Consider the following 13687-nt stretch of genomic DNA (forward strand, 5'->3'; position numbering starts at 1 on the left):
CGCAGAAAAAGCCTATGCGTGGACGATTGCACAGGTCAAGAGCATTTTGAAAGAGGAAACCTACATCGGTCACAGCGTTCACAACAAGCAGAGCAACATTTCATTCAAGAACAAGAAAAAGGTGCGGAAGCCGCAGGAAGAATGGTATCGTGTGGAAAATACCCACGAAGCCATCATTTCTGAAGAAGTGTTCCAAAAAGTTCAGGAGCTGATTGCAAGCAGACGCAGGAAACGCAGAAACGGTACGACACAGATTTTCGCAGGATTGATAAAATGTGCAGACTGCGGATGGTCTTTAGCCTATGGGGAAAACAAGCAGAACAAAAACCCATACGGGTACTACCATTGCAGCAAAAACGGACAGGGATTACGCCAGTGTTCCATGCACTATATCCGCTATGATGTACTGTATGCCTATGTACTTGCAAGACTGCAATACTGGTCTATGCTGGCACAGAAAGACGAGGACAAGCTACTGAAACGCCTGCTCAATGCCAGCGACAGGGAAAGAAACTCTGCAAAGAAAAAGCAGGCTGCGGAGCTGAAAAAGGCAGAGAAGCGTAAAGCCGAGGTTGATGGGCTGTTTGCTAAAATGTATGAGGACTGGTCTGCCGGACGCATAACCGAGTATAACTTCAATATGCTGTCCGAGAAGTACCAGAACGAGCAAAAGGAGCTTGAAACAAAAATAAGACAGCTTCACGAAACGATGGAAGCCGCCGTACAGACCGCAGCGGATGCTGAAAAGTGGATTGCCCTAATGAAACAGTATGTCAACCCTGTGGAGCTGACCGCCGAACTTCTGAACACTCTAATTGAAAAAATAACCGTCCACGAAGCTGTCAAGGGCGAGGACGGAAGCCGTGAACAGGAAGTAGAAATCTACTACCGCTTCATCGGCAAAATCGACTGACCTTTCTTTTTTACCCAACAATATCTTTAATTAAGGGAAACGGGGGATCGTTACCCTGATTTACTTACTACTAAAAAAATATCGCAGATTCTGGAAATGAGTCTTGACGACCTGTTATCTGGAAAAGAAATGGAAAAAGTAGTAGAACGTAACCCTGTTATTGAAAAGAAGAGCGTCAATAACATAATGATAGCTCTTTATGCGTTTGTGATAATTTCATTTTTTATCACTATTGTGGACATTATAATTAGATTCCCGTTGCAATCAGAGATGATTGATTATAATGATATTCAAGCGATTGTAATAAATGTATTGGCATTGCTTATTCAGATTGTTTCCTTTGCGTATGGTTTTGTTAATGCTATACGAGGAATGCTATCACCAAAAAGGATGGGTGCCGTCATTACTGCATTTTTTGCTGCGACCTGTATTACTGGAACTGGAAATATGGTAATTTATTCAAATGTTCAGATTGTTTTATGGTGGATTGTTTTAATTATCCCAAATATAGTTGGTGCTGTAGCAACATTCGCTTATTTTGTTTTGGGTAAGAAAAGTAAGATATATTCTATAATAATTTATTTGGTTGCGATTTGGGGAATGTTCCGCATCATTTATTCCAATTATAATCTTATAGTTCATGCAAACCAGTATCTGTCTATGAATAGCACGGTTAGACTTGTACTTGAGATAGCAATACATTGTCTAGTAATATATCAAACGTATGTATTATGGATTAAACGCCAAAATGCAACAGACATAAGTTAATAGAAGAGGGAAATATTCGTTTCCCCATTTTTTCAAAATCAATGGAGAATATGTCGATTTTGACCTGATGAATCTCGAACGGAACGAAACAGACGACAAAACGTAAAAGTCCCGGCAGAAACATTTATTGAAATATAGAAACAGCGGGATATTGACAAAAATATAGCTATCGACTATATTACATGCAAATGATAAAAATTATTGACAAAGGCGTTGGAACTAAGGGGGGTTCTGGCGCTTTTTTGATTCAATAGAAAAGAAGGTGTTTGTATGGTAAAATGCAGGGATATCTTACGAATGAAACTGGACGGAATGTGGCTGTTAGCCGGAGAAGGAGGGTTAGATCGTGTGGTGTCATGGTTTTAGAAGAAAAAATGAGACAAGACAGCACGATATGGTATTATATCTGATAGAGGAAATGCAAAACAAAGAATTGGTGATTGTATAGATATGGGAAGGAAGATCCAGATGAAAAAAGAACCTATCAGATTTACGGCAGCCGGAGATATTCTGATCACAAAAAAAATCCCAAGGGAAAATGACGGAATAGCAGAAATCAGCCGGTATATCAAACGTGGTGATATCAGAATGGCAAATTTAGAGACCACAGTCACAGATGGGACCTGCTTTGCTTCTGCATTTTCAGGAGGAACGTGGCTGACTGTGGATAAATCCTGTCTTTTGGATATCAAAAGATATGGATTTAATATGCTGGGATTAGCAAACAATCACAGTATGGATTATTCTTATGAAGGTCTGAATATGACCATTGACAATGTAAATAAAGCAGGATTTTTTTATGCGGGGAGTGGAAAAAATTTATATGAGGCAGCAAGACCTGCAATGATAGAGACAAAAAATGGAAGAGTTGGGGTAATCGATATCTGTTCAACATTTGAAAATGCTGCGAGAGCAGGGAGCCAGACCCCAAGAATCCCGGGACGACCGGGATTAAATGCGTTGCGGACTCATAATCTTTACAAGATCACAAAAGAACATGCGGCATATCTGGAAGAAATCAATAAAAATACAGGACTTAACAGTTTGAGAGAAAAACATCGTGCGCAGGGGTTTATACCGTCGCTTGCAGAGAACCGGATGGAATTTGGAACGATGGAATTTACTATTGTGGATAGCAATGAGCAGGAAGGACGATGGAGTTATTCTGATAAACGGGATGTGGAAAGAACATTAAATGGAATAAAAGAGGCATTGTATACCTGTGAGGCGGTGGTTATCATGATACATTCGCATGAGATAAAAGCCGATCAGGAATATGAAGCAGATTATTTTATGGAGGAATTTGCACATGCCTGTATTGATGCCGGTGCCTGTGCCGTGGTCGGAAGTGGAACACATCAGATGAAAGGAATTGAGTTTTATAAGGACTGTCCTATTTTTTACTGTCTTGGTAATTTTATATTTGAAAATGAGTTTGTGCGGGATCTTCCTGCTGATTATATGGAAAAATACGGGTTGCCGGAATCTGCATCCGGGGCAGAAGGAATTGCAAAAAGAAGTGCTAAGGCAAAGAAAACTCTGTATACGATACCGGAAGTTTATCAGACGGTTATTCCGTATTTTGAGATTATAGACGGAAAATGTGTAAAAACAGAACTTTTGCCGGTAAGCCTTGGATTTTATAAGGAAAGATACAAAAAGAATTTGCCGTATGTGGCAGATGAGATAGAAGCACTTGCAATATTAGAATATTTAAACCGGGCATGCAGACCATATGGGGTGGAATGGTGTTATAGTGGTGGTATAATGATACGGAGTAAATAGAGAAAGAAGGTAGATGTATTGGAGAGTATACAGCAGTATATCAAAGAACAGAAAACTTTATTAGAACAGACATTAAGGGAAATGGCACTGATAAAAGCACCGACGGGACATGAGAAAAAGAGAGCAGAATATTGCGTGGAATGGCTTCAGGCGCAGGGAATAGAAGAAGTACTGTCAGACGAATGCACAAATGTGATCGTGCCATGGAATATCCAATCTGGAAAGAATAACTGTATGTTTATGGCTCATTTAGATACCGTATTTTCGGAAGAAACAGAATTGATGATAAAGGAAAAAAAGGGGAAGTGGTGTTGTCCGGGAATTGGAGATGATACTGCAAATGCCGCAATATTATTGCTGCTGATCAAATATGTCCATGAAAAAGTGAAAAAAAGGTCCTGTGGTGTATGGTTTGTATTTGATGTTGGGGAAGAAGGACTTGGAAATCTTGCAGGAAGCCGTAAACTGATGGAGTCCTATGGAAATCGTTTAAGATGGGTAACCAGCTTTGATCTGTACACGCATCATATCTATACATCGAGTGTCGGTTCTTATCGTTATAGAATTGTAGTAAAGACGAAAGGAGGACATTCTTATCTTGATTTTGGCAATAAAAGTGCAGTTGCGGAAATGGCAGCACTGATTCATGAACTGTACGGTTATCAGCCTGTTGGCGCCGGGCATACTACATATAATGCCGGAGTCATTTCGGGAGGGACATCGGTAAATACGATTGCGCAGGAGTGCAGTATGCTGTATGAAGCACGTTCGGATGAGGCAGAAGCCCTGGTGGAATGCGAGAACTATTTGTATGAAACATTAAAAAAACGTAAGACAGATGATGTTCAGATTGAATGTAAAAAGATAGGAGAACGTCCCTGCATGGGAGTGGTCGATACAGAAAAAATTATGCGGATAGCACAAAAGTGCAGCGATCTGATAGAAAAAGTTACCGGAAAACGACCTGCATTTGGGCAGGCGTCCACGGATTGTAATATACCGCTAGCTATGGGAATTCCGTCTCTGTGTATTGGACTCATAGAAGGAGCGGGTGCGCATACATTAGAAGAATGGATTAACCCGGAATCTTTAACAAAAGGATTTCAAATTGCAGTAGGCGTGTTTGAAACAGTTACAGAAGAGCATTGACGGTGCAGATAGGAGCAGAACAAATGAAGGATGAATTTTTTTTCAGAGATAAGTTAGAGGATGAATGGGAAGCAAACGAGGTGTATGCTATTTTATCAGAGTGTGATAAGGATTTTGAACCGCCGTTATCGGAGCGGGGAAGCACTGTTCAAAAGACATGGGAGAAAAAATCTGGTGACGGTGTCAGAAATTACTTTAATGAGGTGGCAAAACAGCATACACTTTTATTAAAAAGAGAGAAGAAAATCATTGCTTTTCTGTCATTTCGTTCGATGGAAGAATGTGAGGCTTTAAAAGATTACAGGGATATCTGTTATTTTACCACACTCTGTATCAGAAAAGAGTACAGAGGCCAGGGGCTAGCACTGGTATTATATCAGAAAGCGAAAGAATATGTGGAAGAAAGCAGCAGATATACGGTAATGGCACTTAGGACCTGGAGTACGAATAAAGCACAGCTGCACCTGATGGAAAAAATGGATTTTCACTGTGAAACACGTCTGAAAAATGACAGAGGCGAGGGAATTGATACCTTATATTTTGTGAAAGAAATTACGGGAAAGGGAATCCGTGCATATGGATATACGATAGGAAATGGCAAGTGCGGCATTCGCAATACGATCACGGATGTGCCGGGAGTAAAGGTTGGGCATTATACGGTGAGGAAGGGAAAAAACCAGACTGGTGTTACAGTGATCATACCATGTGATGGGTTTGTCTATGAAAGGAAGCCACTTGCAGCGGTTTATGCATTAAATGGTTTTGGGAAGACGCAGGGAACGGTTCAGATTGAAGAACTCGGTGTATTAGAGACGCCGATCGCACTGACGAATACACTAAATGTAGGAAAGGCAGCAGATGGGCTTGTCACATTTACGGAAAAGGAATGCAGGAAGAACGGTAAAGAGTTAGTAAGCGTTAATCCAGTAGTAGGAGAGACGAATGACTCTAGAATTAATCAGATCACAGAACGGGTAATAGAGGCAGAAGATGTACTTTTCGCAATCGAGCACGCAGAAAAAAACTTTAAGCAGGGGGCAGTCGGTGCCGGAAGAGGAACAGTCTGTTTTGGATTAAAGGGTGGGATTGGTTCCGCATCAAGAATTTTAACGTTTGGCGGTAAAGAGTATACAATCGGTGTTTTGGTGCAGTCTAATTTTGGAAAAACGCAAGATCTTACCGTTGCCGGCGTACCGGTTGGCAGACAGATATGCACGAAAATGCAAAACAGTGCAAAAGAGGATAAGGGTTCCATCATGGTCATTGTGGGGACTGATCTGCCGCTTGGAGAGAGACAGTTAAAGAGAGTTTTAAAAAGAGCAGCAGTTGGGTTGATACGAACTGGTTCTTTTATGGGACATGGCAGTGGGGATGTATTTATTGGGTTTACCAATGCGAATGGGATACCGGATACGAAAGAAGAGCAGTTTCATATGATGAAGTACTTCCCGGAAAATCAACTTGATAAGGTATTCCGGCTGGTGGCAGAGGCTGTGGAAGAATCTATTTTAAATTCATTGACGTGTGCAAAAGCGATGCCAGGGCGCGATGGTGAAATCTATCATAGTCTAAGTGAATTTTTGTGATCCGTCTTTCTTCGGTGGATCCGGTGGAGGAAAATCTACACCGCAGGATAAGGCAGAAGGAAAGCATCTGACGGAGAGTTTGGATTTACAGAAATGCTGACGATCAACATGGAATCAAAGAATTCATCATCGGAATCTGTATTCTGTTGAGTGTGTTTGGTGCAGTAATTTTCGCCAGAAAAAAGAGTGGTTCTGAGGAAGAATAAGTATCAAATTTTACGATGAAACAACAGATAGTTACAAAGAAAATGAGACAGAGTGGGAACGAATCCTGCTCTGTCTTTTTTCGAAAAAATCGGTGAAAATCAATAGAAGTGTGGGAAATTCATTCTCGGCAAAATCAATTTCGGATTATCTGAAATCGGAGCATCATTCTATCGACAATGAAACGCTCTCGAAGAGCGCGGCAAATGCTTTAGCAGATTTCTGTATTTGCTTTGTCAAGAAGTGCCATACACTTCAGATGGATTTCTCCTACTTTGAGTACGGTAGGAAGCAGAGTTTCCACACTTTCTTCATAGCCAATCCTAAATAATGCTTCACAGAAGAATCGATTCACTTCGTCATCTTCGTAATCCAGAACATTTGCGAGATATGCATAGGCTGACATTCCGCGAATTCCGAAAAGAATAAGGGACTTTAAGGAACGGATATCTTCATCGGCATTCCACAGCTGCTGCATATTGTATTCAGCTGTTTTACCGCATGGTGACGGACATTTGCTGCAGTCAGGAACCAGTCTTTCTTTTTCAGCTCTGACTTCTCGTATCATTTTTTCGATGGCTGCATTATCAAAACTCACATTTGTAATTGTTGTAAACAGTCCTTTCAGTATGACTTGTGAAGTTCTTGGGGAAATAATTTCTGCGCCATCGACTGCTCTTGCAAGAGCAATCAATGCACCGGTCAGTTCATCCTGTAGTTTGGCAGTATCTGTCTGTTCACGCTGATAACAAAACATCTTTTTTTCCATGATTGTAGTCTCCTCTACTCCAGAATTTTCCCATCAATACTGATTGTTACAACCTGCCATGGTATGAATTTTCCACTGTTTTGAAGTGCTTTTTTTGCTGCCATCTCCAGTCCACCGCAGCATGGAACCTCCATTCTTACAATTGTCACACTTTGAATATTGTTATTTTGAATAATCCCGGTCAGTTTCTCACTGTAATCTACCTGATCTAATTTTGGACAACCAATTAAAGTTACCTTATTTCGAATAAAATCCTGATGAAAGCTGGCATAAGCGTATGCAGTACAATCGGCTGCAATTAAAAGTTTTGCATCGTTAAAATATGGTGCATGAATAGGAGCCAGTTTAATCTGTACCGGCCAGTTCTGAAGCTTTGATATTGAATCTGCAGTAGAAGCTGGTTTTTCGGACTCAGGCGTTTCTGTTCGCCGAATCTGCATGATTTTAGATCCAGGACAGCTGGAGTGAGAGGACATTGCCGGGTTTTTGGCAAATTGTTTTTTCTGTGCTTTTTTCACGGCTTCTTCATCATATGCAGGGGCTTCTCTTTCTTCAAAAGAAATGGCACCTGTGGGACATTTCGGAAGACAATCGCCTAGTCCGTCACAGAAATGTTCTCGCATCAATTCTGCCTTTCCGTCAATGATATCAATAGCACCTTCGTGGCAAGCGTCTGCGCAGGCACCGCAGCCGTTACATTTTTCTTTATCGATCTTGATAAGCTTTCTTAACATTTTAACCTCCGTCCATAGCATTTAATGTTTGTTTCTGCTAGAATTGTAGTATGTGAAATACGACTTGTATGTTTGATTTCCAACATGGAGGAATGATTTTGGAAAAATATTTACCTATCCTAAGAAACAGTCCGTTTTTTAAAGGTCTTACAGATAACGAGATATTATCCATATTGCATTGTGTAAATGCAACAGCAGTTTCTAAAGAACGGGATTCCTATATTTTCAGAGCAGGAGATTCTACCGAGGTAATGGGACTTGTGGTGTCAGGCTGTGTTCTTGTTATGCAGGAAGATCTCTGGGGACATCGGAATATTTTGTCAAAATGTCATGCCAGTGATTTCTTTGGAGAACCGTATGCAGCAAGCCCGGGAGCTGTTTTAAATATCAGTGTGGTAGCGGATGAGGATTGTGAAATTATTTTCTTAAATATCCAAAGACTTCTGGTTACTTGTCCAGCTGCATGTGAGCATCATCAGAAGCTGATCCGTAATCTGGTTCGTGTCCTGGCAAATAAGATACTGATCCTGAACGATAAGATCACACATGTTGGAAAGCGAACAACAAGGGATAAATTATTATCCTATCTGTCTGCTGAATCTATCAAACATTCGTCATTGTCTTTTGAGATTCCTTTTGATCGGCAGCAGCTGGCTGATTATCTTTGTATTGATCGTGCAGCAATGTCTACGGAGATATCAAAGTTACAAAAAGAAGGCTTTATAAAAACAAATAGAAATCATTTTGAAATAAGGCTGCCGCAACCCCACTGGGTTTAGACGATGGGGAAAGGCAGCTTTTTTCACAGAGTTTTGAGCTCAGGGATTGCTCACTCGACCCGCAGCATCCGATAACCGATGCCGATGTGCGTTTGTATGTATTGCTGCCCATCTTTCCCGTTTTCCAGCTTTTTGCGCAGGGTTGCCATGAATACTCGCAGAGAAGCAATATCATTTTCCCAACTGCTGCCCCAAATCTGTTGCGTAATGTAGGTGTGTGTCAGAACCTTACCAACATTTTTGGAGAGCAGGCACAACAATTTGTATTCGATGGGCGTTAGGTGCAGTTCTGCACCATCAAGATATGCGCAGCCTGCCGCATAGTCGATTTTCAGCGCACCGTTCGTAAAAATTGGGGTTTCCTTTGCCGTATCTGCTTTTATCAACGCTAACCTTCGCTGCGTCACCCGCAGTCGTGCCAACAGTTCATCCACGGAAAAAGGCTTCGTCAGGTAATCGTCCGCCCCGGCATCCAGCGCCCCGATTTTATCGGAATCTTCTGTCCTGGCGCTGATTACAATGATCGGCATATTCGACCACGAACGGATCTTTTGGATGATCTCCACGCCATCCATATCTGGAAGTCCCAGATCAAGCAGCACAATATCTGGATTGTGAGACAGCGCCTCCATTACGGCGCTTGCGCCGTTTTGCGCCGAAAGATACCTGTATTCGTGAGTTTTCAGCGTCGTAGTGATCAGATTGCGCACAGGGGTATCATCTTCTACAACAAGGATAAGTGGCTTATTCATTTAAGTTCACCTCACTAAGTGGTAATGTAAAGGAAAAGATGCAGCCATGCGGCGAATTGTTTTTCAGCGTTATTTCGCCATGATGTGCATGAATGATGGCTTGACAGAGCGTGAGCCCAAGTCCGAGGCTTCGGCGGCTGTCGCCAATCGGATTTCCCCCGGCAAAGAACATTTCAAAAACACGCTCCTTTAGTTCGTCCGGGATACCAGGGCCGTTATCGCTGACACAGATCTCAACCGCTTTTTTTTGCTGGATTGCCGTGATGCAGATGTTAGAGCCAGCCGTAGTATATTTGACTGCATTGTTCACCAGATTGATAAGCACCTGCACGATGAGTCCTGCATCCACCCGTATCAGCAGCGGCACGTCTCCGCAATCCACCGTGATGTGATGTTCTGTCGATCTTCGGTCGATATGCCGTAGCGCTTCCGACACAATATCGTCCACAACCTGATCGGAAAGACGCAGCTTGACGCTGCCGTCAGCGATTTTCGTAATGGAGAGCAAATTCTCAACCAGCTCGGTCAGCCACTGTGCATCGTCATGAATGTCCGTAAAAATCTGTTTCCGTGTTTGCTCATCCAGCATGTCATAGCTGTGCAGCAGTGTGTCGGCGTTGCCGGAAATAGAGGTCAGCGGTGTCCTGAGATCATGAGAAATTGAACGCAGAAGATTAGCGCGAAGCTGTTCGTTCTTTGCAAGAACGGCAGCTTCTTCCTTTTCTCTGGCATTTCGCAGGTTGTCCAACGCCAGAGCGCACTCACCGAGAAGGGAGAACAGAACGCTGGATGTAAATGCGTCAGGCTGCGTTTGCTTTTCCATCGGAATCCCGACAACGCCGTAAATTTGCTGCTCAGTACGAATGGCAAGATACAGTCGTTTTGCTTTGGGAAAGTTTTGTGTCGTTGCTCCGGCACGTTTCCGGTTTTGCCAGACCCAGTCGATCACATCCTGTTCCTGGTCTGTGTCCGGGGCACTATAGGGGCAGCTTGCGTCAGCCGGGTAAAGGATCCCTTTGGACAGCGCGCCTTCCTGTGCCGGATAAATCAGGATGTTCCGCTGCATGAGCTTTTGTATCTGCGTTGCGGTCATCCGGTAAACTTCCTCAGATGTTTCAGCCTTTTGAAGCTGCCTGTTCATATCAAAAAGCAGCTTTGTGCGATAAGCGTCCCGTGCGGATAGCTGCGCGTGGGCTTTGAGCTTGGCTGCAAGTGTACCGGTCAAAAGCGCAGCCATGAACATGACGGCAAAGGTTATGGGATATATGCTTCCATAGGCGACCAAAGACAGCCTGGGTTCTGTCAGAAAATAATTGAACAAGATGACACTCAAAAAGGCGGACAGCACGCCGCAGGTATATCCGCTGGTAAAAGCGGAGGTCAGAAGCACACCCAGCAGATAAACCATGATGATATTGGCATCCGCAAAGCCAAGCCGCAGAAACAACCATCCGATGATCGTAGCGGCTGTCAGAATCCCGACAGTCAGAAGCAGTTCCCGGGCGGTTGGAAGCGCCGGGCGAACGGCGAAAAGTGGTTTCCTGGGATAGCTTTTATAGACCTCCGCATCCGGAATGATGTGAATGTCCATCTCCGGCGCAAGCGTAATGAGCTGTTCTGTCAGCGTCGGTTCGCTCCAGAAATGCCGTCGCTGCACGCCGCTGCGCCCAATTACGATTTTGGTCACATCGGAGAGCCGCGCATATTCTGCAATCTGCGTTGGTACATCTTCTCCATGTGTTGTGATGATCTCTGCACCAAGCTGCTGCGCAAGACGTATATTCGCCTGCAGTCGAGCGATATCTTCTGCGTTCATGCCAGAGTATCCGGGAGTCTGCACATAGAGCGCGGTAAGGCTTCCGCAAAATGCCTGCGCCATTTTTCCTGCCATTCGTACAATACGTTCATTGGATGGGGACGAGGACAGGCACACCAGAATATGCTCTTTTGATAGATTGTTTTCATTGTTCTGCACAGTTTCACCACCTCTTTTGATGGTATTATAGCACCAAAAGGCGGCGGTTTCTATTGTGTCCAATCGGATTCGTTTCTGATTTTCGTACAGAAAGCGATCCAGCTGCTTCATCAGAAACCATCCGAACAGGAACGTTAGAGCCATCCCAACGATCAAAATGACATCTTTCACATTGTTTCACCGTCCGTTCAAATCCGGAAACACTTTTGCAGCGCCTTATATTCACCCAGCGCTAAAATGGTTATTTCTCCTGACAGCACCGTATCAGATGTAATTGAAACGTCGGTTTTTCCGGAATGTTTGATGCCAAGAATGTTAATGCCATACTTCCTGCGAATATTCAGTTCACCAACGCTTTTGCCAATCCACTCGTGTGGAACTTCTACTTCAAAAATGGCGTGCTGCCCGTCGATCTCCATGTAGTCGAAAATATGATCGGCAGTATATCGAATTGCTGCCCATTCTGCTACCTGCTTTTCCGGGTAGATCACATGGTCGGCTCCGTTGCGAAGCAGAAACTTTGCATGTACATCCCGCTCTGCACGCGACACTACACACTTCGCGCCAAGCTCCTTCAGAAGCGACGTCGTTTCCAGCGAATTCTGAAAGCTGCCGCCAATGGTCACGATGCAGACATCGAAATTTCTGATGCCAAGGGAGCGAAGAAACTCCGCGTTTGTACTGTCTCCAATTTGCGCGTTGGTGACGAGGTGAAGTACATCATTGATCCGTTCTTCGTTTGTATCGACTGCCATGATCTGATGCTCCAGCTGAGATAACTGCATAGCGATATGCCGTCCGAAGCGGCCTGCGCCAATCAATAAAATGTTTTTCATGTGTAAAGACTCCTTATCCAATCATTATTTTTTCCTGCGGCAGCTTTGCGCCGTTTATTTTTTTACCGGAAAACGCTGCATAAATGAGCGTAAGACCGCCGACTCTGCCCAGATACATGAGCATGATCAGCACTATTTGGGAAGGGAGATGCAGCTGAGGCGTGATACCCAGCGTCAATCCCACTGTTCCGACTGCCGAAGCCGTTTCATACAGGCATGCGGAAAGCGTCAAATCTTCATACACGCTGATAAAAACAGCGCCGCCAAAGAACAGTGTAAGGTACATTGTCAGAATGGTTGCGGCGGTCTTGACAGCGCTGAAATCAATCCTACGTCCGAAAAACTGAGCATTCTCCCGCTGACGAAAGGTTGCGGCAGTATTGGCAAGCAAGACCGCCAGTGTCGTTGTTTTTATTCCGCCTGCCGTAGAACCCGGAGAACCGCCAATGAGCATCAGAAGGATCATTATGCCCTGCGACGCACCGGACATTGCAGATAGTGTTACTGTGTTATAGCCCGCGGTCCTCGGCGTAACGGACTGAAAAAAAGATGCCAGCAGCCGCTTTCCGGTAGAAAGCGCGGAAAAGTCGGTGAAAAAGAAAAACGCGGCGGGCAAAAGAATTAAAAGACCTGTCGTGACAAGGATCACCTTACTCTGCATCCGGTAGCGATGAAGCCGCCACTTGTTTTCGCAGACATCGTCCCATGTCAAAAAACCAATGCCGCCAACTACGATCAGCAGCATGATCGTGATATTGATTGTCGGACTGCCGGCATAGCCGGTAAGGGATGGATAGAGATTACTTTCTGTTCCAAGAATGTCAAATCCGGCGTTGCAGAATGCGGATATGGAATGAAACACTGCCATCCAGATGCCGCGCCATCCATAGTCATGGCAAAACACCGGCAGCATGGCCAGTGCGCCCAGCAGTTCGATCAAAAACGTTCCTCGCAAGATGAACCGTGTCAGACGGACGATTCCGCCGACCTTTGGCGCAGAAATTGCATCTTGCATGGTGCTGCGCTGCATCAGGGAGATTTTTCGCCCGGACAACAGCGCAAACGATGCTGCTACGGTTATGACGCCAAGCCCTCCGATCTGGATCAGTACCAGAATGATCGTCTGTCCGAAGCCGGACCAATAGCTTCCGGTATCTTGAACAACAAGTCCTGTGACGCAGACGGCAGAGGTCGCGGTAAACAGCGTTTCATTGAATGGCGTTACACATCCGGCTATTGTGGAGATCGGAAGCATCAGCAGCAGTGCTCCGAGCAAAATGACCCCGGCAAACCCTAATGTGATAGTTTGAAAAGACGAAAGACGGTGCTTTCGACGGATGATTTTCTTTGGCATAAAGGCAGCTCCTTATTTCTGTGATAATTATATTTTATACGGCCAGAGATTTTAAGATCGGATAAGGGACGGGGACGTCGCAT

General features: G+C 44.1%; 11 protein-coding genes and 1 pseudogene. 6 read left to right on the top strand and 6 right to left on the bottom strand.

The genetic code is table 11. The features are described from left to right. The 5 genes from OCV62_RS16280 to OCV62_RS16300 form a co-directional block, all read left to right on the top strand. On the top strand, positions 1-913 hold a 913-nt coding region (locus OCV62_RS16280; RefSeq protein WP_262587979.1), incomplete at its 5' end, for a DUF4368 domain-containing protein. A gap of 129 nt (positions 914-1042) precedes the next feature. Next, positions 1043-1681 (top strand): hypothetical protein, encoded by a 639-nt coding sequence (locus tag OCV62_RS16285; protein ID WP_147365121.1) that lies wholly within the window; start codon positions 1043-1045, stop codon positions 1679-1681. A 468-nt stretch (positions 1682-2149) separates the two neighbouring features. Then, positions 2150-3466 carry a CapA family protein gene (locus OCV62_RS16290; RefSeq protein ID WP_262587982.1) on the top strand — a complete coding sequence of 439 codons (1317 nt, stop codon included), beginning with the start codon at positions 2150-2152 and terminating at the stop codon, positions 3464-3466. Between the two features lie 81 nt (positions 3467-3547). Next, entirely contained in the window at positions 3548-4615 is a 1068-nt protein-coding gene (locus OCV62_RS16295) for a M20/M25/M40 family metallo-hydrolase (protein ID WP_147365122.1), read from the top strand. 23 nt (positions 4616-4638) lie between these two features. Next, positions 4639-6201: a GNAT family N-acetyltransferase gene (locus OCV62_RS16300; RefSeq protein WP_262587986.1), complete on the top strand. Its 1563-nt coding sequence runs from the start codon at positions 4639-4641 to the stop codon at positions 6199-6201. 424 nt (positions 6202-6625) lie between these two features. On the opposite strand, the pseudogene OCV62_RS16305 reads toward OCV62_RS16300, so the two are convergent. Together OCV62_RS16305 and OCV62_RS16310 are read right to left on the bottom strand one after the other, a co-directional pair. Next, positions 6626-7174: pseudogene (locus OCV62_RS16305) on the bottom strand (hydroxylamine reductase); the annotation flags it as partial. A gap of 14 nt (positions 7175-7188) precedes the next feature. Next, positions 7189-7908 carry an ATP-binding protein gene (locus OCV62_RS16310; protein ID WP_262587988.1) on the bottom strand — a complete coding sequence of 240 codons (720 nt, stop codon included), beginning with the start codon at positions 7906-7908 and terminating at the stop codon, positions 7189-7191. A gap of 98 nt (positions 7909-8006) precedes the next feature. Here OCV62_RS16310 and OCV62_RS16315 point away from each other — a divergent pair, with 98 nt between their 5' ends. Then, the gene (locus OCV62_RS16315) at positions 8007-8687 is read left to right on the top strand and encodes a Crp/Fnr family transcriptional regulator (protein WP_262587990.1); all 681 of its coding nucleotides are present in this window, start codon (positions 8007-8009) and stop codon (positions 8685-8687) included. Between the two features lie 50 nt (positions 8688-8737). On the opposite strand, the gene OCV62_RS16320 is transcribed toward OCV62_RS16315, so the two are convergent. From OCV62_RS16320 to OCV62_RS16335, 4 genes are read right to left on the bottom strand one after another with little or no spacing between them, the layout of a single operon-like run. Next, positions 8738-9439 carry a response regulator gene (locus OCV62_RS16320; protein ID WP_262587992.1) on the bottom strand — a complete coding sequence of 234 codons (702 nt, stop codon included), beginning with the start codon at positions 9437-9439 and terminating at the stop codon, positions 8738-8740. Then, positions 9432-11585, bottom strand: coding sequence for an ATP-binding protein (locus tag OCV62_RS16325; RefSeq protein ID WP_262587995.1), 2154 nt, complete (start codon positions 11583-11585; stop codon positions 9432-9434). Before OCV62_RS16325 ends, OCV62_RS16320 begins: the two co-directional genes overlap by 8 nt. 17 nt (positions 11586-11602) lie before the next feature. After that, positions 11603-12250 (bottom strand): potassium channel family protein, encoded by a 648-nt coding sequence (locus OCV62_RS16330; RefSeq protein WP_262587996.1) that lies wholly within the window; start codon positions 12248-12250, stop codon positions 11603-11605. Between the two features lie 13 nt (positions 12251-12263). Next, a complete protein-coding gene (locus OCV62_RS16335) occupies positions 12264-13604 on the bottom strand; it encodes a TrkH family potassium uptake protein (RefSeq protein ID WP_262587998.1) in 1341 nt (446 codons plus the stop codon). Between the last annotated feature and the right edge of the window lie 83 nt (positions 13605-13687).

The organism is Gallintestinimicrobium propionicum (assembly GCF_025567525.1).
Lineage (GTDB): Bacteria > Bacillota > Clostridia > Lachnospirales > Lachnospiraceae > Gallintestinimicrobium > Gallintestinimicrobium propionicum.

Bases quoted from the DNA above. Each gene is read 5' to 3' on its own strand.
- OCV62_RS16285 (WP_147365121.1), top strand. From the start codon at position 1,043: ATGGAAAAAGTAGTAGAACGTAACCCTGTTATTGAAAAGAAGAGCGTC.
- OCV62_RS16290 (WP_262587982.1), top strand. From the start codon at position 2,150: ATGAAAAAAGAACCTATCAGATTTACGGCAGCCGGAGATATTCTGATC.
- OCV62_RS16295 (WP_147365122.1), top strand. From the start codon at position 3,548: ATGGCACTGATAAAAGCACCGACGGGACATGAGAAAAAGAGAGCAGAA.
- OCV62_RS16300 (WP_262587986.1), top strand. From the start codon at position 4,639: ATGAAGGATGAATTTTTTTTCAGAGATAAGTTAGAGGATGAATGGGAA.
- OCV62_RS16310 (WP_262587988.1), bottom strand. From the start codon at position 7,908: ATGTTAAGAAAGCTTATCAAGATCGATAAAGAAAAATGTAACGGCTGC.
- OCV62_RS16320 (WP_262587992.1), bottom strand. From the start codon at position 9,439: ATGAATAAGCCACTTATCCTTGTTGTAGAAGATGATACCCCTGTGCGC.
- OCV62_RS16330 (WP_262587996.1), bottom strand. From the start codon at position 12,250: ATGAAAAACATTTTATTGATTGGCGCAGGCCGCTTCGGACGGCATATC.
- OCV62_RS16335 (WP_262587998.1), bottom strand. From the start codon at position 13,604: ATGCCAAAGAAAATCATCCGTCGAAAGCACCGTCTTTCGTCTTTTCAA.